This window comes from Robbsia sp. KACC 23696, from assembly GCF_039852015.1.
In the GTDB taxonomy this organism is placed as follows: domain Bacteria; phylum Pseudomonadota; class Gammaproteobacteria; order Burkholderiales; family Burkholderiaceae; genus Robbsia.
Genome location: NZ_CP156627.1, coordinates 553427 through 577554 on the forward strand (window position 1 = coordinate 553427; position 24128 = coordinate 577554).

16 protein-coding genes and 7 pseudogenes are annotated in these 24128 nt (G+C 55.6%); 9 read left to right on the forward strand and 14 right to left on the reverse strand.

Annotated elements, in window-relative coordinates; translation table 11 throughout:
• Positions 1-8 precede the first annotated feature (8 nt).
• The 6 genes from ABEG21_RS17265 to ABEG21_RS17290 all read right to left on the reverse strand — a co-directional run bounded on the left by ABEG21_RS17265 (position 9) and on the right by ABEG21_RS17290 (position 6353).
• Positions 9-494: a metallophosphoesterase gene (locus tag ABEG21_RS17265; protein WP_347557867.1), complete on the reverse strand. Its 486-nt coding sequence runs from the start codon at positions 492-494 to the stop codon at positions 9-11.
• 31 nt (positions 495-525) lie between these two features.
• On the reverse strand, positions 526-1077 hold the full coding sequence (locus ABEG21_RS17270) for a hypothetical protein (RefSeq protein ID WP_347557868.1): 552 nt from the start codon (positions 1075-1077) through the stop codon (positions 526-528).
• A gap of 28 nt (positions 1078-1105) precedes the next feature.
• Positions 1106-1840, reverse strand: coding sequence for a hypothetical protein (locus ABEG21_RS17275; protein WP_347557869.1), 735 nt, complete (start codon positions 1838-1840; stop codon positions 1106-1108).
• 147 nt (positions 1841-1987) lie between these two features.
• Positions 1988-3358, reverse strand: coding sequence for a sigma-54 dependent transcriptional regulator (locus ABEG21_RS17280; protein WP_347557870.1), 1371 nt, complete (start codon positions 3356-3358; stop codon positions 1988-1990).
• On the reverse strand, positions 3343-4827 hold the full coding sequence (locus tag ABEG21_RS17285) for a HAMP domain-containing sensor histidine kinase (RefSeq protein WP_347558067.1): 1485 nt from the start codon (positions 4825-4827) through the stop codon (positions 3343-3345). Before ABEG21_RS17285 ends, ABEG21_RS17280 begins: the two co-directional genes overlap by 16 nt.
• A 770-nt stretch (positions 4828-5597) precedes the next feature.
• Positions 5598-6353 carry a DeoR/GlpR family DNA-binding transcription regulator gene (locus tag ABEG21_RS17290; RefSeq protein WP_347557871.1) on the reverse strand — a complete coding sequence of 252 codons (756 nt, stop codon included), beginning with the start codon at positions 6351-6353 and terminating at the stop codon, positions 5598-5600.
• Positions 6354-6431: 78 nt separating this feature from the next.
• Between ABEG21_RS17290 and ABEG21_RS17295 the strand changes: the two genes are divergently transcribed.
• From ABEG21_RS17295 to ABEG21_RS17305, 3 genes and pseudogenes are all read left to right on the forward strand, one after another.
• Complete coding sequence (locus tag ABEG21_RS17295; RefSeq protein WP_347557872.1) at positions 6432-7031, forward strand: NUDIX domain-containing protein; 600 nt, start codon at positions 6432-6434, stop codon at positions 7029-7031.
• Positions 7028-7390: pseudogene (locus ABEG21_RS17300) on the forward strand (DUF4406 domain-containing protein). The gene ABEG21_RS17295 and the pseudogene ABEG21_RS17300 overlap by 4 nt, the downstream one beginning before the upstream one ends.
• A 12-nt stretch (positions 7391-7402) precedes the next feature.
• Positions 7403-8289, forward strand: a pseudogene (locus ABEG21_RS17305) (IS3 family transposase); the annotation flags it as partial.
• 66 nt (positions 8290-8355) lie between these two features.
• Here ABEG21_RS17305 and ABEG21_RS17310 read toward each other — a convergent pair.
• The 4 genes and pseudogenes from ABEG21_RS17310 to ABEG21_RS17325 form a co-directional block, all read right to left on the reverse strand.
• Positions 8356-9423, reverse strand: a pseudogene (locus ABEG21_RS17310) (IS3 family transposase); the annotation flags it as partial.
• A gap of 210 nt (positions 9424-9633) precedes the next feature.
• On the reverse strand, positions 9634-11106 hold the full coding sequence (locus ABEG21_RS17315) for a diguanylate cyclase (protein ID WP_347557873.1): 1473 nt from the start codon (positions 11104-11106) through the stop codon (positions 9634-9636).
• A 371-nt stretch (positions 11107-11477) separates the two neighbouring features.
• Positions 11478-13268 (reverse strand): sensor domain-containing phosphodiesterase, encoded by a 1791-nt coding sequence (locus tag ABEG21_RS17320; protein WP_347557874.1) that lies wholly within the window; start codon positions 13266-13268, stop codon positions 11478-11480.
• A 46-nt stretch (positions 13269-13314) separates the two neighbouring features.
• Positions 13315-13530, reverse strand: coding sequence for a hypothetical protein (locus ABEG21_RS17325; protein ID WP_347557875.1), 216 nt, complete (start codon positions 13528-13530; stop codon positions 13315-13317).
• A 42-nt stretch (positions 13531-13572) separates the two neighbouring features.
• Between ABEG21_RS17325 and ABEG21_RS17330 the strand changes: the two are divergent.
• The 4 genes and pseudogenes from ABEG21_RS17330 to ABEG21_RS17345 form a co-directional block, all read left to right on the forward strand.
• Positions 13573-13881, forward strand: a pseudogene (locus ABEG21_RS17330) (IS3 family transposase); the annotation flags it as partial.
• A 107-nt stretch (positions 13882-13988) separates the two neighbouring features.
• Positions 13989-16358, forward strand: coding sequence for an ATP-binding protein (locus tag ABEG21_RS17335; protein ID WP_347557876.1), 2370 nt, complete (start codon positions 13989-13991; stop codon positions 16356-16358).
• A 4-nt stretch (positions 16359-16362) separates the two neighbouring features.
• Positions 16363-16782 (forward strand): annotated as a pseudogene (locus ABEG21_RS17340) (response regulator); the annotation flags it as partial.
• A 316-nt stretch (positions 16783-17098) separates the two neighbouring features.
• Positions 17099-18652 (forward strand): PAS domain-containing sensor histidine kinase, encoded by a 1554-nt coding sequence (locus ABEG21_RS17345; protein WP_347557877.1) that lies wholly within the window; start codon positions 17099-17101, stop codon positions 18650-18652.
• Here the strand turns inward: ABEG21_RS17345 and ABEG21_RS17350 are convergent.
• Complete coding sequence (locus ABEG21_RS17350) at positions 18637-19026, reverse strand: response regulator (protein ID WP_347557878.1); 390 nt, start codon at positions 19024-19026, stop codon at positions 18637-18639. The genes ABEG21_RS17345 and ABEG21_RS17350 overlap by 16 nt on opposite strands.
• Positions 19027-19199: 173 nt before the next feature.
• A complete protein-coding gene (locus ABEG21_RS17355) occupies positions 19200-20486 on the reverse strand; it encodes an IS3 family transposase (protein ID WP_347557879.1) in 1287 nt (428 codons plus the stop codon).
• Between the two features lie 23 nt (positions 20487-20509).
• Between ABEG21_RS17355 and ABEG21_RS17360 the strand changes: the two are divergent.
• Positions 20510-20809 (forward strand): annotated as a pseudogene (locus ABEG21_RS17360) (transposase); the annotation flags it as partial.
• A gap of 75 nt (positions 20810-20884) precedes the next feature.
• Positions 20885-21436: pseudogene (locus ABEG21_RS17365) on the forward strand (integrase core domain-containing protein); the annotation flags it as partial.
• A gap of 469 nt (positions 21437-21905) precedes the next feature.
• Here ABEG21_RS17365 and ABEG21_RS17370 read toward each other — a convergent pair.
• Both ABEG21_RS17370 and ABEG21_RS17375 read right to left on the reverse strand, forming a co-directional pair.
• Positions 21906-23201, reverse strand: coding sequence for an MFS transporter (locus ABEG21_RS17370; RefSeq protein ID WP_347557880.1), 1296 nt, complete (start codon positions 23199-23201; stop codon positions 21906-21908).
• Positions 23194-24066, reverse strand: coding sequence for an amidohydrolase family protein (locus ABEG21_RS17375; RefSeq protein WP_347557881.1), 873 nt, complete (start codon positions 24064-24066; stop codon positions 23194-23196). Before ABEG21_RS17375 ends, ABEG21_RS17370 begins: the two co-directional genes overlap by 8 nt.
• Between the last annotated feature and the right edge of the window lie 62 nt (positions 24067-24128).

The window sequence follows — 24128 nt, forward strand, 5'->3', positions numbered from 1 at the left end:
CACCCGTCTCACCAATGGCGTCCGCTCTTGTTGGGCCCGAGCTGCGAGCCAACGATGCCGTGCTCCGGCCACGCTTCGACCGCATACGCATCGGCGCCGAGCGCCGGGTGATGCTTGAAGTGCTTGTCCGCGTGGCCTGCGGCCGGCAGTGCGACGGTATCTTCGCCGCTTCGCCCGTCAGCGGTGCGGGCAGTCACCGTCAACGGCAGCCGATAATTCGCAGTGGTAGCAGGCACGTCAAGGTTGCGCGGCTCGTAGTCGTGGTCACCGGGAATCGCGTGGAGCGGCAGCTTCAACGCCTGCACTTCATCGACAATCCGTCGAAACTGCTCGGGCGAGCCGTTGTTCGCATTGTCGCCTGGCAGTAAAGCGAAATCGACACGGTCCGACAAATGGCGATTGACCAGCCCGATCATCGACTTCAGATGGTTGAGGCTTTCATGGCCGTCGTCGTTCGACGCATGCAGGTCGCCGAAGTGTACCCAGCTCAACATGACACATGCTCCATAGCGAGATGCGGGCTCGTCAGGCTGCCTGCGATGCATCGACGAGTTCGGCTATTTCGTCGACCTCGATCGTGCGACCGTGCCGGTTCCTGACGCCGCGGCCCCAGGCGTGAACGTGTGCGCCCGGCGCCAGGTAGTCGGCCAGTTCGGCGGCAGCGTGAGGCGGCATGCGCAAAGACGTGCCATCGTCCAGCAGCGCCCCACGCAGTTCGCCTTTCGGGCCGAGGAGCGAAAGCACCACTTCACCGGATGCATCCATTGGCTTGCGTTCGACATCCGGCTTGTGGTGCTTTTCGCCGTTGAGATGCGGACCCTCGTCGAGAACCACGACACCGCTCCGTGTCGTTAGTGACACGGCGGCGATCATGTCGGCATCGCGAGGCTTGACTCCGCGCACGCGAACGATATCGCTGGGCGCAACGTGACGCGCGAGTTGTTTCGACAGATGCGGAGGAAAGTGAACCTGACGGGCGCCAATGACGAGGCCGTCGATTTCACCGTGCGGGTTCAGTAGAAAGCGCGTGACTTTGCCGCGTGTTTCCGGAAGGCTTGTTGGGTCGATCCAGTGCATGTTCTTTGTCCTTTATGAAAGTGCCGGCTCAAGGCGTCGGCGCGTTGCGCGCGTAGAGCGGAGTGAGGTTGCCCGGCGAGCCGAAAGCCGTCGCCTGGAGCGCGGTGCCGTATTGATTGCGTGTGCCATAGCCTTGCGCCGATACGGTCGCGCCCGTGCGCACGAGCGTCGCAAACTGTTGAGCCACGGGCGGCGTGAGTTTGATGACCGTGCCGTCGGAGAGAATCACGCCATCGGGCTCGCCGCGCGGTGCAGTCGTGACGTGCGCCACCTGTCCTTGCGCGCTAAGACGCGAGAGTCCTGCTCCGCGCGCGTCGCGCGGCATCGGCGGTGTGCCGGGCATCGACGGTTCGTCGATCACTTGCCGGCCGGTTTGCGTATCGGTGATGCGCTGCGCCGCGAAGCTGCCGCCTTCATCGCGCCTGCCGCTCACTTGCACGAGATCGCCGCGACGAACTGCCGACGTCAGTTGCGCGCTCATATGCGGCGGAAAATGCACGAGGGTGCCGTCGTCGGTTATGAACCCATCGACGTCGCCATCCGGATTAATGAGAAAGCGCGTGACAGTGCCTTGCGCGGTCGCGACAGAAGCCGCGTCGGCAGGCGGAGGCGGAGCGACGCTCGGAGGTGGAGGCACTCCGGCGACGGGAGGTGTCGGTGTTGCAGCGGGCTGAAATTGAGTTTGTGCCGCACAGCCGGCGCTCGCTGTGAGCACTGCCGCGAGCACGGCGATTCGCAAGCTGGGGTATCGGGTCGATTGCATGATTCACTCCTTTTGCGTAGCGAGGAATCATTTGCAATTGCTATGCCAGTCGAGAAACGCTGGTGGCTCAACGTGTAATCTGATCAAGCCGTGTGGAAGTGTCAAGGAAACCGACAACATATGTCCGGTTCCTTGACGGTGTCGGCCTTACGTGGAAGCCTCGGACATACCCAGCACCGACATGCGCGTGTAAAGGGACTGGCGGCTGATGCCAAGCCGCCGCGCCGCCTCGGCGCGATTGCCGCGCGATGCTGACAGCGCACGAACGATCAGCGCGCGCTCCAGTTGTGCCACCGCTTGTGGCAGGGGAAGGTCGAGCAGCGCCGGAGGAATCGCGTCATCTGCGCTATCTCGGGTCGTGGCCAGAAACGCGAAGTCATCGCGCGTCAGTACCTGAGCGGGAGCGAGCGCGCTTGCCCGCTCGATTGCATTGGCCAACTCACGGACATTGCCCGGCCAGGTGAAGGTCGCTAGCAGGCGCTGTGCATCGGCTGAAAGATGTTTGCGCGCGATCCCGACCGGTGCGCCAGCAAGGAAATGCTCGGCGAGCGGCAGGATATCGGCCACGCGCTCGCGCAACGGCGGCAGATGCAACGGAATCACATTCAGGCGAAACAGCAGGTCCTGCCGGAACGTGCCCGCCTCGACCATCGCAACGAGATCGCGATGCGTGGCGGCCGCCACGCGCACGTCGACCGTAACGACCCGGTTCGTGCCCAGCGGCGTGATTTGCCGCTCCTGGAGCACACGCAGGAGCTTGGCTTGCATGGGAAGCGGCATGTCGCCTACCTCATCGAGAAAGAGCGTGCCGCCATGCGCCTCCTCGACGCGCCCTCGCCTGTCGCCCTTTGCGCCCGTGAACGCGCCTTTGCCGTGCCCAAAGAGTTCGCTTTCGAGTAGATCGTCGGGAATGGCCGCACAGTTCACCGCGACAAACGGACCGCTCGCGCGCGCCGACGCACGATGCAGTACGCGCGCCGCGATTTCCTTGCCTGTTCCCGTTTCGCCGGTAATCAGCACCGTCGAATTTCCGACAGCCGCGCGGCCGAGGCGCTTCTGCACCTCACGCATGGCCTCGCTCACCCCGAGCAGTTGCGGCTCATCGGATCGTGCCTCATCAGCGAACACGCGCGTGGTGGGCGTGTCGACGCGGACCGACAGAATGCGCTTGAGCAGTGCCGCAATCTCGTCTCGTCCGACCGGCTTGGTGAGGTGCTCGAAAGCGCCGAGTCGCATCGCGCCGATGGTGTTGTCGCTCGTAGCGTGCGCGGTGAGCATCACGACCGGCACGGTCTGTAGCCCCGGCTTTTTGCGCAGCGTTTCCAACACGACGAGGCCATCCGCGCCTGGCAAGCGGAAGTCGAGAAAGATGCAGTCGGGTGCAGGACGCTCGCGCAACTGCTCAAACGCATCGTCGCCTGAGCGGGCTTCGAACGGCGAATAGCCGAGGTCCTGCACGGTTTCCGCGAGGCCTTCGCGGAAACCGTCGTCATCGTCGATGATCAGGATGGTCGCCATGGCAAGTCGATCACAAAGCGTGTCAAGTTCGAATCTTCCGCAAGGTAAGCACGGCCTCCGTGCGCCGACGCAATTTCACGCACGACGGCGAGACCGAGACCCGATCCGTCGGGGCGGCTCGTCACGAATGGCTCGAAGATCCACTCGCGTTCGACGGGGTTTACGCCCGGACCATTATCGATGACTTCCAGTCTGAGGCGCTCACAATCTTCCGCAGCCGTGCCATACGCGCGAACCATCACTCTTCCGCCTGACGGCGTATGCCTGAGCGCGTTCACAAGCAGGTTGTCGAGCGCCCGCGCCATCTGCGCGGGATCGAAAGCCGGCTGCGTCGGGCTCGGTGCTACTTCCGCGCCGAGCGTAACACGCCTGCTTTCGGCGCGCGATTCATGCGTATGAACTATATCGTCCAGCCACGCGCGCAGATCGACCTCGCGCGCATGGATCGTAACGGATTGCGTCAATGCAAGCAGGCTCGTCACCTGCAACTCGATGCGTCCTACTTGCTCGATGATTGTCCTCAAGGCGGCCTCGCGGCGTGCACCATCACCTGCCAGCGCATTCTCCGCCTTGAGTCGCATCGCGCCCGCCGGATTGCGAATCTCGTGCGCGATTTGCGCCGCCATCTTCCCCAATGTGCTGAATCGCTCGGCCTGCGCGAGTTGACGGTTCAGCGCGTCGGCATCGTGCTTGAGTCGATCGATCCGCGCGCCATAGCGGTTGAGCGCGTCGACGATCGGGTCGAGATCGCGCTCGCCGAAGCGCTCGAGCCGCTTGCCTTGCTCAAATCCGCCGTCCGGAGCGAGCGCATGTTCCAGCCGTGTGAGGTTCTGACGCCATCGCTTGAGCGTCAGCGCCAGAAATAGCGCGAGCACGACGATGACGGCGAGCGCGCCCGCCAGAATCGCCGTAGCGCGCTCGCGGTAGGGTCCAAGCGGCGGGCGGGCGCGCGTGAGCGTCCATGCGAGCAGGTTAGTGTGACGTGGCACCGGACAGGCGACCGCGAGCACAGCGTTCGTTCCGTTCGACACGATCTCGGCCTCCAACTGTCGGGCACTCACTTCGCTCTTCAGCGCGCGAAGAATAAGTGGGGTCTCGGCTTCTGGAATATCGCGTTTGACGCCGCTGCCTCCGTAGGTAGGAAATGCGTAGGCTATGAAGCCATTGGGCGCCTTCGAAGGCGGGTCGCTGGTCCAGAAGCCGCCTTCGACGCCATCGGTCTGAATCAGCACGAGATCGAGCACCGCGTGCATCAGATCGATGTTGGTTTCGCCCGAGCGCTGCATCGACAGGTCATAGCGCGATGCTACGGCGGTGCAGGCGGCCGCCGCCTGCTGCTTTGCGGCCATGACGCGCTCGCTCAGCGCTGACGACAACATGAGCCATACCGCGACGCTCAGCAGACCGCACAGCACGGCGATGAGAATCCAGAGCGTGAGAAGCTGAGTGGAAAACGACGGTCTCGGCATAACTGAACCATGTGCGAACGGAGGAGGCGACTTGTAAAGCAATTCCTCTGCCAAGCGCACGGCGCATAAAAGTCTGGAGTATGTTATGGCCGGTTGCCAGGTGAAGCCGACGTCCCGACGCCCGAACAATGAAGTGCACGAATGGCCGCTCGTGGCCGAAGTCAGGCGTTGCAACCACGTTCTAGATTTTCTTCGAGAGCCGCTGACCATCACGCGAAAAACCTTCCCTCTCATAAAAGCCGGTGCGCATCGATTCGAACATCGCCGCTGGTCACCTCGGCCTTGACGCAGCCGACACTATGGAACCAGCGCTCAGCAACTCGGACCAACATCTGGCCTGTACCGCGGCCACGATGTTTTTCTCGACGACGAGGCTCGTAATGCGTCCAAGCGACCCAAGCATATGAAACAGCGGAAGCGCGTGTAGGCTGACGCAGCCTATCGCAATATTGTCTTAGCAAGCTACAAACGCGGAATATGAAGCGCTGTCGACCGAAGCGGATATATTTACACGAATTTTTACGGGTGTTACGCCGTATCCTAGCTGATGCAATAGTGCAGCGATGGCGACACTGTCTTTCGTGTCTGGCCGCTCGAATCGTCACCGTCAAAGTTCCCCTCCGCTGGTTGTTTTAAGACGCATATTGTCGTCGATTTGGCCTGATCGGTTGAATGTCCCTTTATGGCCGATTTCTGAAACTTGCCGCGCAAACATCGGAAATCCTCACCGGACTATCGACCGGCTCAACCTAGCTGCGCCTTGGTTGAGGTCACGCGGGAACAATACACACATTGGCAACCTCCAGTGCTGCAGTCAGCACAGGGTCATTTAATCCTTCGACAACTATCGTCTGCGCAAGCGTCAAATTGCCTATCACATATGCCGACGCCGAATTAAGTTTGTCCATCGACGCTAAGACGACTGTCTCGGCCGACCGTGCTGCAAGCGCACGTTTCACATACGCCTCTTCAAGATCGCCCGTACTGAGACCCGCTGTCGGGTGAACACCGGTCACGCCCATAAAGTAAATGTCGGCGTTGATATGCGACATCGCCTCGATGGCCGCGGCGCCGACGTTCACGATCGAATGCTTGAATAGCTTGCCACCAATCATGATCACATCAATTGAAGGATGGTCGGCCAGCGCGACGGCGACTGTCGGACTGTGCGTAACGACAGTCGCCGTCAACGTGTGAGGGATATGTTTCACCAGCTCGGCAGAAGTGGTTCCTCCGTCAATGATAACGATCTGGCCCGGCCCGATCATGGATGCGGCAGCGATTCCAATCGCCCGTTTTCCGGATGACTCCAACGCTCGTCTTTCTGCGAATGCAGCAACGGCAGACGAGGCAGGCAGTGCCCCTCCGTGCACACGTTGTAGCAATCCTTCCGCAGCCAGTTCCCGCAGGTCGCGTCGTATCGTGTCTTCCGAAACACCGAAGTTTTCGGCCAGCGTACCCGCCAGCACCTGCCCCTCTCGGGTCAGCCATTCAAGAATTGTCTTCTTGCGTTGAGTGGTCAACATGATTTTCACGTTTTTTCTTGATGTTACACGAAACTGCACGATATCATGGATCTGCCCTTTTCCTATTTGGAGCACTTTATGACGACAACGAAAGACCGTGTTCGGATCATCGATACGACCGTGCTTTCTGACGACTGGTACGTCCTGAGAAAGACGACTTTTGATTTCCTTCGACGCGACGGCACGTGGCAGCGGCAAAGTCGGGAAACCTACGATCGCGGCAACGGTGCGACTGTGCTGCTGTTCAATCGTACGCGACAGACGGTCATATTGACTCGCCAATTCAGGTTGCCTGCATTCGTGAATGGCCACGATGGAATGATGATCGAGGCCGCAGCCGGCCTGCTTGACAACGCGTCACCGGAAGTGCGTATTCGCGCCGAGGTCGAGGAAGAAACGGGTTATCGCATACACGATGTACAGAAGATATTCGAGGCTTACATGAGTCCCGGATCGGTGACTGAGAAGCTTTTCTTCTTCATCGCTGAATATGATGCAACGGCACGCGTCGGAAATGGCGGTGGAGTCAAAGCCGAAGGCGAAGACCTCGAAGTGCTAGAACTCGCGCTGGACGACGCACTAGCGGCCGTGGATCGTGGTGAAATTGTGGACGGGAAGACCATCATGCTTTTGCAGCATCTTGCGTTACGCCAACTCACCAGGCAACAAACTAGATGAACGCTCAACTCATCCTTATCGCAGGCCCCTATCGCAGTGGAACGAAAGGCGATCCTGCACGCATTGCGTCAAACCTCAGGCGGCTGGAAGAAACGGCCCTGCAGATCTATCAACGAGGACATATGCCGATGGTTGGCGAATGGGTGGCGCTTCCTTTAGCGGCGATTGCCGGTTCGCACGTGATCGGCGATGTAATTAGCTAGGAATTCTTATATCCAGTGGCGATTCGATTAATCGAGCAGTGTGACGCGGTGTTTCGTATTGAAGGCATATCAACTGGAGCTGAAGCAGACGTAAGGTTAGCGCGAGAATTGACCCTGCCTCGAAACGACGTACAGCAGATGTTTATAATCTGTTGAACGGGAGTGGCGATGAGCGAGACGAACGTACCGAAGCGTCGGTACACAGAGGAATTCAAAGAAGAAGCGGCACGGCTGGCCAACGCCGTTGGTCATAACGAGGCGGCGCGCCGTCTTGGTGTGCCTGTGGCAACGATTGGCAATTGGGCACGGCGGCAACGCAAGCAAGGTGTCATTGTCGCACTTGATGTGGCCTCGCCCGTCATTCGCGCCAAGCCGGTTGTCTCGGAGATTGAGGCAGAGAATTCGCGCTTACGAAAGGAAAATGCCAGTCTGAAGCTGGACCTGGAAGTGCTTGCAAAAGCGACGGCGTATTTCGCGAAGGGGTCGCGGTGAAATACGCTTGGATCGATGCTCACCGCGACCAATACGACGTCAGCCGCCTGTGCCGGGTGTTGCAGGTTTCACGTAGCGGCTATTGCCAATGGCGAGTGCGCCCGCCAAGCGCGCGTAGCCAGCGGCGGGCAGCGCTCGATGGCGAGATTGTGCGCCTGCACGCGCAAAGCCGGGGCACCTATGGTCGGCCCAGGCTGGTGAAGGCGCTGGCCGCACAAGGACAGAAAGCGAGTGCCGAGTGCGTGCGTCGTAGCCTGGTGCGCCAAAGCCTACGTCCGGCGTATCGCCGCGCTTGGCGCGCCACCACAGACTCGGCGCATCGTCTGCCGGTGGCGCCGAACCTATTGGCACGACGCTTTGATGGTTGGACACCGAATCAGGCGTGGGTCGCGGACATCACGTTCCTGGCAACGGGCGAAGGCTGGCTGTATCTTGCAGCGATTCTGGATCTGGGAAGCCGCCGTATCGTCGGCTGGTCGATGTCCGAGCGCATCGACGCGAAGCTGGTGTGTGACGCGTTGCGTTCGGCGTACTGGCAGCGTCGGCCGCCCCCTCGACTCATCCGACGTCACCCCGTTTTCAGTAGCACTGGCTTCAGAATCCGTAGTTGATATGACGGCGTCTGCTATCAGTTGCCGAGCGTAAGCCATTGGCGTCAGACCGCCCAGCGATTTCTTCGGTCGCTCTTCGTTGTACTCCCGGCGCCATGTTTCGATTAGAACGCGTGCATGAACGAGGCTCGTGAACCAGTTTTCATTGAGGCATTCGTCACGGAATCGACCGTTGAACGACTCGATATAAGCATTCTGATTCGGCTTACCTGGCTCAATAAGAAACAGCTTCACGCCACGCCGATGCGCCCATGTCAGCATCGCTTTACCGCAGAACTCTTTCCCGTTGTCTGTCCGAATGCCTTTTGGCAAGCCGCGCAACAACGCCAGTCGGTCAAGGATTCGCGTGAGAACTTGCCCACCAATGGCCCGCTCCGGAACAATCGCCACAGCTTCATGCGTCGCATCGTCTACGACCGTCAAATTCTTGATGACACGGCCCTCGGCGGTTCGATCGAACACGAAATCCATCGACCACATCTGATTCGCCACTGACGGTCTGCCCAACGGCTGACGCTCAGACACCGGCACCTTCTTGCGCTTGCGACGACGTACTTGCAGGTTCTCCTGGGCGTACAGCCGCTCCACGCGCTTGTGATTGACGACTAGGCCCGACTGACGAAGCTTCAGATAAATCATGCCAGAGCCGTATCGGCGGTGCCGCTGAGCCAGCGCCACAATCTGCTCCCGCAGAGCCTGATTCTTATCCGCCGCAGCCGCATAACGATACGAGCTCGCACTCATGCCGATCACCCGCAGCGCATGTCGTTCGCTCAAGCCACTGTGGGTCATATGGCGCACCAAGTCTCGGCGTGGCGGTGCGCTCACCACTTTTTTCGTAACGCCTCGCGTGTGACCTCGATTTCCAGCATCGACTCGGCCAGCAACTTCTTCAGGCGCGTGTTCTCCGCCTCAACCTACTTGAGCCGCTTGGCGTCGGACACGTTCATGCCGCCAAACTTGCTTCGCCAGGTAGTAGCTTGCCTCCGAGAAGCCGTGCTGCCGGCAAAGCTCCTTGATCGGCAAGCCGGCATCTGCCTCGCGCAGAAACCCAATGATCTGTTCTTCGCTGAACCGCTTCTTCATGCCCAATCTCCTGACTACGTGATTCGACTCTAAATCCTCGCGCTACTCAATACCGGGGTGACGTCGCCGTCCCCACTCTGCATTGCAGTGGGCGACACCTGCCGAATTCGCCCGCCAGGCGCGGGAAACGGCGTTGTCAGAAGTAACCGCGAAGCCGGATTTCTCTACTTCTGAGCGGGACTAATTCCGGGGTACGGTCAGTCGTAGGGGCTAAATGTCATGGATATAAAAGGACCCCTTATTTTTTCGCTTTGATACGTACATCGCCGCATCAGCTTTATTCAAAACATCCTCTGCAGTACTATTTACTGAAAGAAAAGCTCCGCCGATACTCGCAGAGATTCTTTTTCCATGGAAGTTGTCCCCAAGTGGAACGGAGTTGGCGAGAATGATTTTATTCGCAATTTGACGGGCGCTGGCTGAATCAGAAACATTATTGACAAACACTACAAATTCGTCCCCGGCAAATCGGGCAGCTACACATCCGGAAGGTAGGCATGATAAAAGTCTTTTTACAAATTGTAGTAAAAAAACATCCCCAGCAGCATGCCCAAATTTATCATTTATGGATTTAAAATCATCAAGATCCATAAATAAAATAAGACCAGAAATAATTTTTTTTCCTTCATTTTTCTTTAAAAAATTCTGCAGAAATTCGCTAAAATACGATCGGTTGTATAAGCCAGTCAAATGATCGTGTGTCGCAGCATGATAGAGCGCGCGCTCGGATTTAATCCGTTCCGCAAGCGTGGCTTCCAACACTTCGCGGTCCTTTAACGTTTCGAGCAAAGTAATCGCGTCGCGTTCATGTTTTTTTCTATCTGTAATGTCGCGTTGAATTGAAACCCAGTGCGTAAACCAGCCATATGCGTCAGATACCGGGACAATGCTCAGTTCCACCCAAAATTCGGTGCCATCCTTGCGATAGTTCAAAAGTTCTATTTCAATCGGCCGCCAATGTTCCAATGCATCTCGAAGTTTTGCGAGAGCCGTCGGGTCCGTAGCCGGACCTTGCAATATACGTGGATTTTTTCCTACTACCTCGTCTATTTCATATCCCGTAGTTTTTGTAAAGGCGGGATTGCAATAAACTATTACCGGACCTGGCTCATCGATCGGCTCTGCACATGTAATTAAAATAGCATCTCTGGCGTTTAGCACGGCGGATTGCAGCAAAGATATTCTTGGATCAAGCGGTTTTTCCTCAACACGTATCATGTGCGCGCGAGGTTTCGTAAATAGGCTGCGAAGGAGTAAAACTATTTTTGGTAATAGATATAGAAACGTGTTCTTGGATGCATTTTTTGTTTTATTAAACTGTGACGAAAAAATAAGCCAGAATTTCTTTTTCGTAACAGAATCAATTATTATTGCAGCTAGACTTTTGCATTCCCTTCTTTCGCCACCTTGCGAATCTATGTCTTCAAATGTGATCTCAAATAACGCTCCATTAGACTTTTCAATGCCGGGATTTTTGAGGGTAGCTGAGAGGCTAGATGCAATTTTATTAACGAATACATCAGATTGCGATGACAAAACGTCTATTATTTGTAATGATTCGCTTTTTTGCTCATAAAGCGCAGCGCTGGAATAACCCAAGGCGTGGCATGCGGCAGATATCAATAGCTGTAATTGATTGTAGTCCCCGAGAGAAAAATTTGGACGCGACTGCAGTTTTTTCATTTTATACCGTTTCTGGATGCAGTTTCATCTTCGAGCAACGTTTTCGTTCGTCCAAGCGTTTCCGAGACAATCGGAGCGTATTTTATTTTAGCATCACTAAGCGCGTTGGACAAACTGCGGCCATGTACATGAAGTATAGATGAATTGGGTAATGTCGTAGGCCGCTGACGGCGCCTATCCAGCTCCGGCCAATATGAGCAACTTCGTAACGCTTGCCGGGTTCCGGCTATTTACCGCGCACTTATCGTGTTTTGAAAAATCAGCGATAGACATCATATCTCAACAGGAGGAAAAATGCGATTATTATAAATAAAGGTATACTTTTCATGATTAAAAATTTTGGTTTAATTTAAAAAGGTAAAATATAATATTTATCCAAAATTATTTTTGGACATTACATAAGACGGGACATCACTCGCTTCCATGGGCCGCGAAATAAAATAGCCTTGCGCGAATTCGGCACCCCAAGATTGCGCTACATTCAGGACCTCGCGCGTCTCCACTCCTTCCAGAACTACTTTATAATCCAGCTCGTGCGCCAAAGCTATGGTGGATCTAATTATTGCCTCTCTTCTTGGGTTCGAGCCAATACCTCTGACTAAACTTTGATCAATTTTAATCGCATCTACTGGTATCGACTGTAGCAAAGAAAGGTTGCAATAACCGGCGCCATAATCGTCTATGGCGATGCTGACACCAATCTGCTTTATGGCAATTACGTTAGCGCGCGCTGTTTCGATATCTTTGACTGCGGCGGTTTCCGTAATTTCTATTTCGATGTCATGCCCAGTAAGCTCTCGTTCAGTTAGCATTTTATAAATGCTGGGAACTATATCTTCGCGTAAAATGTCGTTTGCACAAAGATTTAACGCCAATTTGATATTTATGTTGGCATCTTTCCATTCGCGCAACTGGTTTAACGCGGTTGCCAAAACCCAATCTGTGATGCATGCCATGAACGCCGTGGATTCCACCAAGGGAAAAAATTCGCTTGGCGAGATGGGGCCGAGAGAGGGGTGTGTCCAACGCAAGAGGCACTCAAAGGCGGAGCAATTACCAGTTGCGAGGGACACGATAGGCTGATAAACCAGGCGCAATTCGTTTTTTGCTGCTAACGCAGACTGTATCGAATTTACTATTGAAAACGCTCTTCGCGCGCCAAACAACATTTCATCGTTGCCAAATAAAATTTTGCGACCCGTTAAGCGAGCCTCTTGCGTTATAGCGACAAGTTGACCTGAAAGTTCGAAAGCGTCTACGGATTTTCTCAATAAAACGATACCGGCATGCGGCCGTGCGTAAACGGGGATTGAATTCCGCACCACAAGCGGTGCGGCGAACACGCCTAAGCAGGTTTCGACGACACTGTATAATTGATCTATCGGTAAAGCGGTGCGGAAGCTGAATCGTGCATAACCGACTCTGTACAGAGTGATGTTTCCTGGCAATACCGATTTAAGGCGACTTGCAGAAATTTCAGCCATTTCACTAATGGACATAAAGCCCAAAGAGATTATTAGTCCATTGATATCCCCAAATGGATATACGTCGAGCAAAACAGCGTGAATATGCGAGTCTAATTCCACGGTTAGAGAATTTATATCGTGGGAGACATCTTCAATAAACCGAGGAAGGTTCGGGAGGCCGGTTGGCGGGTCGTTATAGGTTACTGATCGTAAAGAGTCCAATTTTGTCGAGACAATCCCAGCCAAATCCGCGAGAAGGGAACGATGTACAGTAGAAAATATTTTTCTTGCATTGGCGCTTATGATGCAAAGCGTGCCTAGAACATGGCCATCATGAGTGATTAATGGAGCGCCCGCATAGAAGCGGATGTATGGAGCATTAATAACCAGCGGATTGTCAGCGAAGCGTTCGTCCTGTGACGCGTCGAGAACCACTGTTACATTCGGGTCCAATATCGCATGGGCACAAAATGATATCCCCCTTGGCGTTTCTGTGCAATCAAAGCCTAGTCGAGCTTTGAACCACTGTCTATCCTCGTCTACTAACGAAACGAGGACGGTAGGAACGTCGAATAGGCGGCTTGCGAGTTTTACAATGCGGTCGTAAAACGGCTCGAATGCCGTGTCTAGAATCCGTGTAGCACGGAGTGCCCGGAGGCGAGCCTGTTCCTTCGCTTTTGCAGTGTAATCTGACATGATTCGCTACGACGTTGATGTGTATGATGCCACCGGTACGAATCTGCTAGATAGCGGCATCGGCACCGATATCTTGAGGTGTTTGGGCTGCGACAGTTTGGTTTCGGCCCTTACGCTTTACTTCAAGCATTGCGCGATCCGCTCGCGCCAGCAAAATTTCTAAGCTTTCTTCACCTTTAGCCTGCCACCTGGTGCGGGGGTGATAATAGGAATTATCACCATTGAACAGGCTTAAAATTCCTGAAAAAAATGCGGCTTCCACGCGCCTACACAATTAAACGTGCTGCGATAATCGGTTGAATCCGCCCAAGACTTTAGCGTTCGCGGTAGCGAGCGACTGGCCGAAGCGGGCATCGAGCCTTTGATTGGTAGCCGCGGCGACAGTTACGACACCGCACTGGCGGATACAATCAACGGCTTGTACACGGCCGAACTGATACATCGCCGCACCTGGAAAACCCGGGACTCCGTCGAGATGGCAACGCTGGAATGGGTGCCCTGGTTCAATCACCATTGATTGGTGGAACCCCTCGGCTCCATCCCGCCGGCCGACGCTGAGGCAAACTACTGTCGGCAACTTGAAACAGCCGCCGCTGAATCCGCATCAACTTAAGCCAACCAGCCTCCGCGATTCCCGGGGCGATCCACTTGACGAGTAAGGGATAATCTTCATCAGGTCGGCTTGCACAGCTGAGGCTTTTCTAAGATGGAAGCACTTCTATGACTCAATTTTTGAGCGCCTCGTCGATCGAGGAGCATTGCTCGCGTGAGCCGATTCGAATTCCTGGCGCGATCCAACCGCATGGATACCTTCTCACGCTTGCAGAAACGGGGGTTATTGCCCAGGCAAGCGAAAACATCTATGAATGGTCTGGAGAGGCCGCTGATTCGCTGCTGGGGAGACCCCTAGATTCGCTATTTGGCGCGGAGACCGCGGAGCGAATTTTGCGCGAGCTAGCGCTCTTGCCCGACGGAAAAACAAGGCTGCTAGGCACCATCGCGCACGAGCAGTTTCGGTCGAATGTGGGCCAGCCTTCCTTGGAAAATTGGGCACTTGTTCTTCATCGCTTTTCCGGCGCAAGCATCATTGAATTGGAACGCACGGTGGCGGCCGGGGACGTGCATTCGTCCATGTACCCATACGTGCTCTCATTCCTCGGCGACATTGAATCGACCCGAAGCGTGGTGGAGATTGCTCAGATTGCCGCCAGAGAGATTTCAGCCATTACAGGCTTCGGCCGTACACTCGTCTATGCTTTTTCGCCATCGGATGAGCACGGCGAGGTGCTCGCCGAAACGCTGCTTCCTGGCTTCGATTCGTACCTCGGACAGCGCTTTCCAGCCGCAGATATACCTGCACAGGCGCGGGCCCTGTACAAAGAAAACCGAATTCGCCTCATTGGAGACGCGAACTATGTGCCGCAGCGGCTTATTCCTGAATTGCATCCCGACACACGCCAGCCCACGGACCTCACGCCCGCGTCATTGCGTAGTGTATCGCCAGTGCACATCAGGTACATGAAAAACATGCGCACGGCTGCATCCATGTCGATGTCGATTGTGGTCGATGGAAGACTTTGGGGTCTCATCTCCTGCCACCACGACAGACCGAAAATCCCGCCTTTCGAAGTGCGTGTGGCGTGCGAGCACATTGCCCAGCTCGTGTCGCTGCAGATCGCTGCCCGCGAAGGGCAGGTCGACGCGCTGAATCGCCTGGGCGCGCGAAAGAAACTGAATGAGTTGTTGGCACATACGGCCAAATCGAAGCACTTCATTGATGCGCTCGAGGAGCACTCTCAGGACTTTTGCGACATTTTGAGTGCCACCGGCGCGGCAATCATTTTTGAGGGGCGGGTGACGCTCATGGGGGATGCGCCGCCGACGGAAGAGGTTGAGAAGCTGGTTGCGTGGCTGGTCAATCAAGCTGACGATGAAGTTCATACTGTCAACGCGGGAGAAGATTTCTCCGACTTTCCGGCAGGCACTTCGATTGTCGGGTTTTGCGCCATTTCGTTGTCTAAAGTCTTCCGAAATTACGTGGTTTGGTTTCGCCATGAGGTGATCCAGACGATCGCATGGGCTGGCGATCCTCGCGCGAAACTGGTCAATCTTGCCGGCACCATGTCGCCGCGGGAGAGTTTCGAGGTCTGGACGCAAACGGTCCGAGGGCGCTCTTCAGAATGGACGGGGCAGGAAATTGAAATAGCCGTCGAATTCCGGACTGCTTTATTAGCCCTTGTCTTGACGCGCGCGGAAGAACTGGCCAATCTCGTTGTGGAGCTTTCGCAGGCAAATCGCGAACTGGAGGAATTTTCCTATACGGTTTCGCACGACCTCCGCGCGCCTTTGCGACATATCCACAGCTTCAGCGAGTTGGTGCGCGATATGGACGGTGACAACGTCAGCGCTCGCAGTCGCAACTTCCTCGACCGAATCATAGCTTCAGCCGAACTCGGCGGCAAACAGGTGGATGATCTGCTGGCTTTCGCGCAGTTAGGTAGAGTGGCTGTCGAGCCGACGAACGTTGATCTCAAGAGGTTGGTGGACGAGATCATTCAGGGTGAAGAGATCGGAAGCGCTAGCAAGGTCGTCTGGAAGCTAGAGAATATGAAAAATGTACTGGCAGACGGGGTGTTCTTGCGCCGTGCCATGCAAAATTTACTTTCAAACGCGATTAAGTTTTCAGCGGGAAACGCTCAGCCCGTCATCGAAATCGGATGTTATAGCGGTGCCGACGAGCTTGTGGGCTTTGATATTATTTACGTCAAAGACAACGGCGTCGGTTTTGACATGGCATACGCAGACAAGTTGTTCGGGGTGTTCCAGCGCCTGCACCGCGACGAGGACTACAGCGGAACCGGGATTGGACTGGCAAACGTGCGACGGATTGCCGAACGCCATGGCGGAAAGGTCTGGGCAAAAAGCGACGTTGGCCAAGGGGCTACATTTTTCGTGGCGCTTCCTGTGTTCGCCAGGCCGAACAAAACGTATGCAGATGAGTCGGCGTCAGCAGTCATTGCTAGAATGGTGGCCGCTGGAGAAATTGCGCCGAGTGTTGGCGTACGTAAGAAGAGTCTGAAGGATGGGTAAGCCTATGTTAAAACCTATTTTGATCGTTGAAGACAGTGCGAACGATCTCGAACTGATACTGATCGCCCTAGAGAAGAGCCGGCTGGCGAACCCGGTTTTCACGGTGCGAGACGGCGCGGAAGCGCTCGATTTCCTTCGTCGGAAAGGACAGTGGGAAACGGCGAGCCATGAGCATCCCTGTGTCATTTTGTTAGACAAGAAGCTACCGAAAATAGACGGACATCAGGTTATTAAGGCTGTGCGTGCTGACGCGGCCCTTCGCTATATCCCAATTGTGATGCTCACTTCGTCACGGGAGGAGGCGGATTTGACGCGCAGCTATGATCTGGGCGTCAATGGCTACGTCGTCAAGCCGGTGAAGTACGCTGACTTCCTTGCGGCCGTGAATGATATTGGCATGTATTGGGCGGTGCTCAACGAGCCGCTTCAGCCGGCGTTGAAACAAAAGGACGAGGAAGGCATCACCGTTACATCGCTCAACGCCGAGAAAAATTCGATTGAGACCGTTGAGCGCAAGCCCGATTAATTGCTTGTCGCTTGTCACTGATATTTTTCACATTGGCCTTGCAACCGCAATCAGACTGATGTTGAGGCTGTTTGGTTAGCAAGAGACGGGCGCGACTCAGTGCGCATTTATTCCCCTGATTTGCCTACTCATTGTGAGAAATTTCATTCCTCCCGATGCGGTCCCTCCGCACGCATTGGACCTCACGCTCCTCAGCTTCCTCCCAGAGGCTTACATGGCGTTGAGCCAAGCGCATGTGGTACTGGCTGTGAGTGAGCCATATCTCGAGATCACTGCGCGATCCCGCGCGGAAATGGTCGGCCGTTTCGTGTATGAGCTTTCGACGCCAACGGCGCCTGCTAAGCAAGAGCGAAACGAGTGGCTACGCCGAGCCTTGGATGCGGCAACGTCAACGCGTTTAGTCCGTTCCCCCGAATACCACCAAGACTTCGGATTGGATGAAAACGGCTTCGCGATCGTGAAAGTATGGGCGTTGGAAGTGCAAAGAGTGCGCGCCAACGTCGCAGAGGAAGACATCCTCATCGTCCGACTGCTTGACAACAGCGAAGCGAGAGAGGCGAGGGATCGAGATCAGCGCGCACGCGCGCAGCTGCGCTCGACGGCACAGCTACGGGCCATCCTAGTTGAGGAAGCGCGCGAAGAAGCCATGAACGAGCGCGCACAGCTCGATGAGGTGCTTGCGTTTGCGAATATTGGCGCATGGCGGCTCGATGAGGAAACAGGGGTTGTCACCTGTACGGCACAGTGTCGGCAGAATTTGGGCATTACCGACGCCGGCCTCGTGACGAAATACGATCTCTTTCACTCGTTCATCCACCCGCGCGATCGTGCAAGCGTGCAAGATGCGATGAACCAGGCGGTAGCGGATAAAACGTTTTTTGAGACCGAATACCGGGCGATGTGGCACGACGGATCCACGCATTGGATCATGTTGCGCGGCAAGGGTCGTTATGACGACAAGGGCGATTTGTCGTCGCTTCACGGATTTACCTTGGACATTACTGCCCGCAAGGAAGCTGAGCTGCGGCAGGCGACCGAAGCGCAGGTAGAAAAAGAGGCACGAGTAGCGAGTGACTACCGGGTTTCGGCGATGGATAGCTTTCTGTCGGCCGTGAGCCATGAAATCCGCACGCCGTTGAACGCTATTCTCTCGTGGTCGCAAATCACGCGGCGGACGACCTCGCCTCAATCGATCGCCCGAGCATCGGAGACGATCGAGCGAAACGCTCGGCAGCTGGCGTCGATGGTTGACGATTTGCTCGACACAGGCGCACTGGCCCACGGTGGTGTAGAAATGCGTCACGAGGTTGTCGATTTCGGGGCAGTCGTTGCGGCTGCCGTAGAGGATTTCCGGGTGCAATTTTTGGAAAAGGGCTTGGTGCTGAGGGGTGAAGACGTTGCCTCCTTGGCCGTGTCCGGTGATGAAACTCGGCTGCGCCAGATTGTCTACAACCTGCTGTCTAATGCACTGAAGTATACGGAGACAGGTTCGGTGACGGTGTCACTGACCGACGAAGGCGATGTTGTAAAGTTGCGGGTGGTCGATAGCGGCGTTGGCATTCGCGAGGATTTGTTGCCGAAGATCTTCGACAAGTTCGAACAGGCATCGCGCGAACGAAGTGGCAGGGTTGGTGGTTTAGGTCTGGGTCTATGGCTGGTTAAAAGTCTGACGGAGTTGCACGGCGGCACCGTGGCAGTCTACAGCGACGGAGAAGGGCTTGGCGCGGCGTTTGAGGTGTGCTTGCCAGCGCTTCATTCTCGTTTCTGACCGTTGGCAATGCCGTTAGCTAAAGAGCGCGTTTGCACGGATTGCGTGATGATGCGGGCAAGATCTGTCATGCGGTGACCCTTTTGAAAATAAGCGTCAAAGCAGTTCCCGTTGGGGAATTTGCAAATCGTTCTGGCGTTCAAGCCAGAAACGGCCACACGATACACCTGATTTGTTATGGGATTGTCACGTAAAGCAATCGCGACATCGAGCCCACTGCACCCAGGCATCAACACATCGAGCAAAGCAACATCCGGTTGCCAAGCAACGCACTTAGCGATGGCTTCGGGACCCGCGTAGGTGACCGCCACCTCGAAGCCATTATCTTCCAGCCACGCTGTAATGGCTTTCGCCCACGGGCGGATATCGTCCATGACAAGCACCCGTAGGGGTGACACGGTGACGTGAGGCCGCATAAGTTGTTCTCCAGCGACGGTGCTGTGAAGGCATTGTTCTCTCATACCGCTATCCGGAGCAAAACATAGTCCCGGATGTTGATTTGCACGGAAACCACCCGTTTGGGGTGCGGCGGAATTCTTGGACCGGTTTATCCGGCAATTCCGAGACTTGCGCGGTATTCAAGTGGGCTTAGCGAGCCAAGCGATACCTTGATCCGTTTCGCGTTGTACCACCGGATGTAGGCGTCGAGCGTCTCGATGAACTGATCAACGGTCGTACCCCGCCAATCTCGAGAATAAAACATTTCTGTCTTGAGTCGTCCGAAGAAACCTTCACAGGCTGCGTTATCGGGCGAGTATCCCTTGCGTGACATCGAGCGAATGAGCCTCGCATCGCGCATCCTGGATAGCCAACCCGGCCAACGATAGTGCGCACCACGATCGGAGTGGACCACGGACCGATCAGCACTTTCGGCCACTGTCTCTATGGCACCATCCAGCATGGCATTGACGAGCTCAGCGTCTGGCCGTGTACCGATTGACCAGCTTACAACCAGGCCGTCGAAGCAATCTATCACGGGCGACAGGTACACTTTGCCGGCAGGGATCTGGAATTCGCTAATGTCAGTAAGCCATTTTTGATTCGGCCCCGCTGCTCGGAAATCGCGATTGATGAGATTCGCTGGAGCCGGGCTGATTTCACCACCATAAGAGCCGTAGCGACGTCGTTTGGTTGTGGCGGCGCACAGTCCCTCTTGTCGCATCAAGCGTCGCACGACCTTCTCTGAGATCAAGACCTGCTGCCTGCTCAATGCCGCTTGGATACGACGATAACCGTAGCAGCGATAATTGCATTCGAAAATGTCTGCCATGACACGACGCGCACCAAGATATCTGTCAGCTACCAGCAGACGAGCGCGGTGATAGAAGTAGGAGCTGCGGGCGAGCCTCAGAGCTGGCAACAGCTCTGGCAGCGCATAGGTCTGTTTCAGGGCATCAACCAACGTCGTTTTCTCCCGGTTGCTCAGGAGCTGCAAGTCGATGCCTATTCCTTTTTTTACTAATTCGTTCGCCTTCGCGAGGATATCGCGCTCGAGCTCTAGCTTGCGGATATCGCGTGGAAGCGATTCGACTTGCTTTTCCAGATCCGCACGCTCGTGCTCCGGAGCTCGCTTCTCGTGATGTTTCATTGACGCTGGAACCTCTCGATCATGGCTCAAGTAATGATCGACGGCCAGCTTCTTCTGTTCGGCCGAGTACACCTGCTTGGAACGTGCATAGCCTGCCCGTAGATCACGACGCTGTTCGTATTCGAGGTGCCACGATATTAAGGATTTCTTCGTCGGATATCCTAAATGCCGGATCGTTGCGCCAACACGTTTCCCTAACTTCAAATAAAGCCGAACCGCTCGCATGCGGTCTTCATACGAATACATGAACTACCTCCAGGTAGTCCAAGATTTTGTCCGCACCCACTTTTGAGGAAATTACGGCCGATATTGACACCTTCTTCACATTCCCGCCGGCGGTGCGCAAGGTGATTTACACGACGAACGCACTTGAGAGCGTTAATGCAGGTTTGCGCAAGATCATCCGCACGCGCGGCCACTTCCCGAGTGACGAGGCCGCGACCAAGCTGCTGTGGCTGGTGCTGCGAAATATCACCGCTGGCTGGAAGCGCGCGGCACATGACAGGAAAGCAGCCAGGAATCAATTTGCGATACTGTACGAGGAGCGCTTCACGCACCCTTACGACTGAGATATCCTGGAACCGCTCCCCGCTGAAAAGCGGGTTGCATTAACCGCCTCACACACAAAAAATCTGACAGTCTCTGTGGCTGCTGCACACCGTCTGGATCGCCCAGAAGTCTCTACTGTGAACAGCTGCTGGAGCATGGACTTTGTCGCCGATCAGCTGTTCAATGGGCAGAAAATCCGGGCGCTAACTGTGGTCAATAATTTTAGTCGGGAAAGCCTCGCAATCACGGTCGGCTACGCCTTGGAAGCAGCCGATGTAGTCGCAACGATGGACCATCTGAAGGCGTTGCGCGACACAGTAAAACGCATTCAAGTCGACAACGGAAGCGAATTTATTTCTTATGCCCTGGATCACTGGGCATAAGAAAACGGGGTAACCATGGACTTCTCACGACCGGGCAAATCGACAAATAATCCTTTTATTGAGTCGTTCAATGGAAGCTTCCGCGATGAATGCCTGAATGTGCATTGGTTCCTGTCGCTGGAAGATGCCCGCGAGAAGATCGAGCACTGGCGACAGGATTACAACGAGTTCAGGCCGCATAGCTCACTGGATAACCTGACACCGTGCGAGTTCCGACTTGCACACCTTGAAGCCGGAAACCTCCAGGTCAAGGTGCTCGGTTAGCCGGGGGGAGGTCACTGGCAGGCCGCGCAACGTTTCGATCACGCGCGCAACGGTGTCGGCCTACATGGGGCCCCTTTCGCCGAATACCTCTACCAGATCGTCCCGATGGCGGCTTGCCGCGTATACGACCAGGGCACGCCGGATGCGTGCCGAGCACGCTGCGCGCGGATGCCCCTGACGCCTTGCGGTCGCCAACATAGCGCGCGGCGGCCGCTCGGGCGTCGAGCCGGAGTACCGGGCGCGCAGCGCGGCCAGTTCGGCGTCGTCGGGAAACGTGACGGGTTCGGTCTCGCGCGTTTTCATGATCGCCAGTTTAGATCGAAAACAGTGATAGGCAGATAATAATATTTATCGGTCCATCATCGATTTGTCCATCGCCATCTTCTTGCTTGACCCGGTCAGATGCTCAGCGGCTCAGCGGACGCGATATCGGCGAACGTCTGCCGCTCATGGAAGGGGCGAACGTCAATCACAGGCTCCGTACGCCGTTCACAAGCTCCGGAGATGGCTTTCCAGTCGCCTTTAGGCCAAGAACCGCAAAACTTGCAATAAAGCTGCACAACATAATGTAGAAGGCCGGAGAAAGCATTATCGCCGAGCGTTCGAGAAGCCATGTGCAGATAAAAGGAGTCGTCGCGCCCTCAAGGATGCTGCCGACATTGACGCCTAGGGACACGCCCGTAAAACGCACTTGTGCTGGAAACAATTCCGCGTAGGATGGATACGCGACAGCCTGAACAATCGCGAACGGCGCAAACGCGAGGAGTGTTGCCAAGCAAGCCAACGAAAAGCTGCCTCGGGACATCAAGGCCATTGCGAGTGGCGTCATGACAAAATAGCCGGTGAACCCAACGAGAAGCAATCGCTTGACACCAAACCGATCAGACAGTCCGCCAAAGAAAGGCATGCAGAGGGAGGCGAGCAGTGGGGCTATCGCAAGTAACCAGAAAACGCTTTTCTTGTCGTAATGATTAACTCGGGTAAGATAGATATTTAAGTAGACCAACCCGAGATACGCGGTGGAGGTCATACCAAAAGCAATACCGACTGTCTTCACCAGAGACCGCTTGTGTTCACGAAGCACCTCAGAGAGTGGTGCCTTCGCGAGTTTGCCGTGTGCTGCTAATTCATGAAACTGCTCTGTATCTTCCAAGCGCGTCCGAAGCCACAGGCCAACGCCAACGAGCGCGATGCTTGAAATGAACGGTATGCGCCACCCCCACGCGGCCATTTCCTGCGAAGGAATTAGCGCGTAAGAAACTCCAACGACCGCTGCAGCGAGTGCGATGCCGACGGAAACGCCAGCCGGATTGTAGGCGCCGTAGAAGCCACGCTTCTCTTTGGGCGCGTACTCTGCGATATACGTCGTTGCACCGCTGACCTCGCCACCCGCAAAGAACCCTTGGACCAGTCTGCAGATGAGCAAGAGCCAAGCAGCTTCAGGACCCAGCTGCGCATAGGTCGGCAAAAGGCCCATGATGGTGCTGCACAATCCCATGCCAAGAATTGTTGTGATGAGCACGGGGCTTCGGCCGACTTTGTCGCCGAGCCGACCGAGCACAATTCCGCCGAGCGGGCGAATAACGAACGCGCTTCCGAAGATGGCGAGCGACGCGAGAATTGCACCCGACGTGGTCTGGTTGGGAAAGAACAGCGGTCCCAGCGTCGGGGCGAGCAGACCGTAAACCGAGAAATCAAAATACTCGATCGCCGACCCTACGCTAGCGCCCAACACGGGCCCCTTCTTGAAATGCTCTTCAGGCATGCTCTTTGTCTCCGCAGAATTCGCCTGACCGGTTTGTTGAGAACTCCTCGTCGAAGCCATACAGTCGGGCTGGATTCAACGAAAGAATCATTTGCGCCGTCCCATCGCCTCCAAACCATGACCGCTGAATATTAAAAAGATGACGCTCACCCGGCTGCGAGCTTTCGGTCACATGCGGCCAATCGCTCCCATAAACCAGTTGTTGCGGGAAGCGCTCGACGAGCCTTGTGACATATGGCAAAAGATCCGCGTAATTGTTCTTTGCGTCCAAACTTGCGACGTAGGGCCCAGACAGTTTAAGCCAACGCTCCTTTATGGCGAGAAACCGCTGGAGGGTATTGAACACTGAGGCGGCGAGCGACGGCTCGCGGCAGAGATAAGCGCAGTGGTCGATGACGACGGGCACTGGAAGGGCCTCAATCTGTTCAATGTGGTCAATAAGCTGGCGTCCAGTAATGTTGAGCTGCAGATGGAATCCGAAGACCATCGCGCGACGAGCAAGGTTCGATAAATCGTCGAGATTGTGTGGGCCAAGCGTGAGGTTCGCACGTAACCCGACAACGCCAGCCTTTCGCAATCGCTCGAGTTCCACACTAGAAGCATCAGCCGATACGACGGCAACCCCCCTCGCGGCGCCATTTGCTGCTCGCAATGCATTGACGAGCACCCGATTGTCGAATCCGTAGGTCGACGGCTGCACAATTACGAACCGACTTGCTCCGTTTATCGCCTGCACCGGCCCGTAGTCCGCGAGCGTGGTCGTGCGGTGGGAAAGACGTGACTGCGACCAAGTCGGAAAGTTGTTGTCGTAGAAATGAATGTGGCTGTCGCAAACTGGATAGGCGACGCGTGTCTCGTCGGACAAGGTTCAAGCTCCTTGGCTAGCAAGTGAAGTGCAATGAATGTGGCGACGGCAGCAGAAGTTTG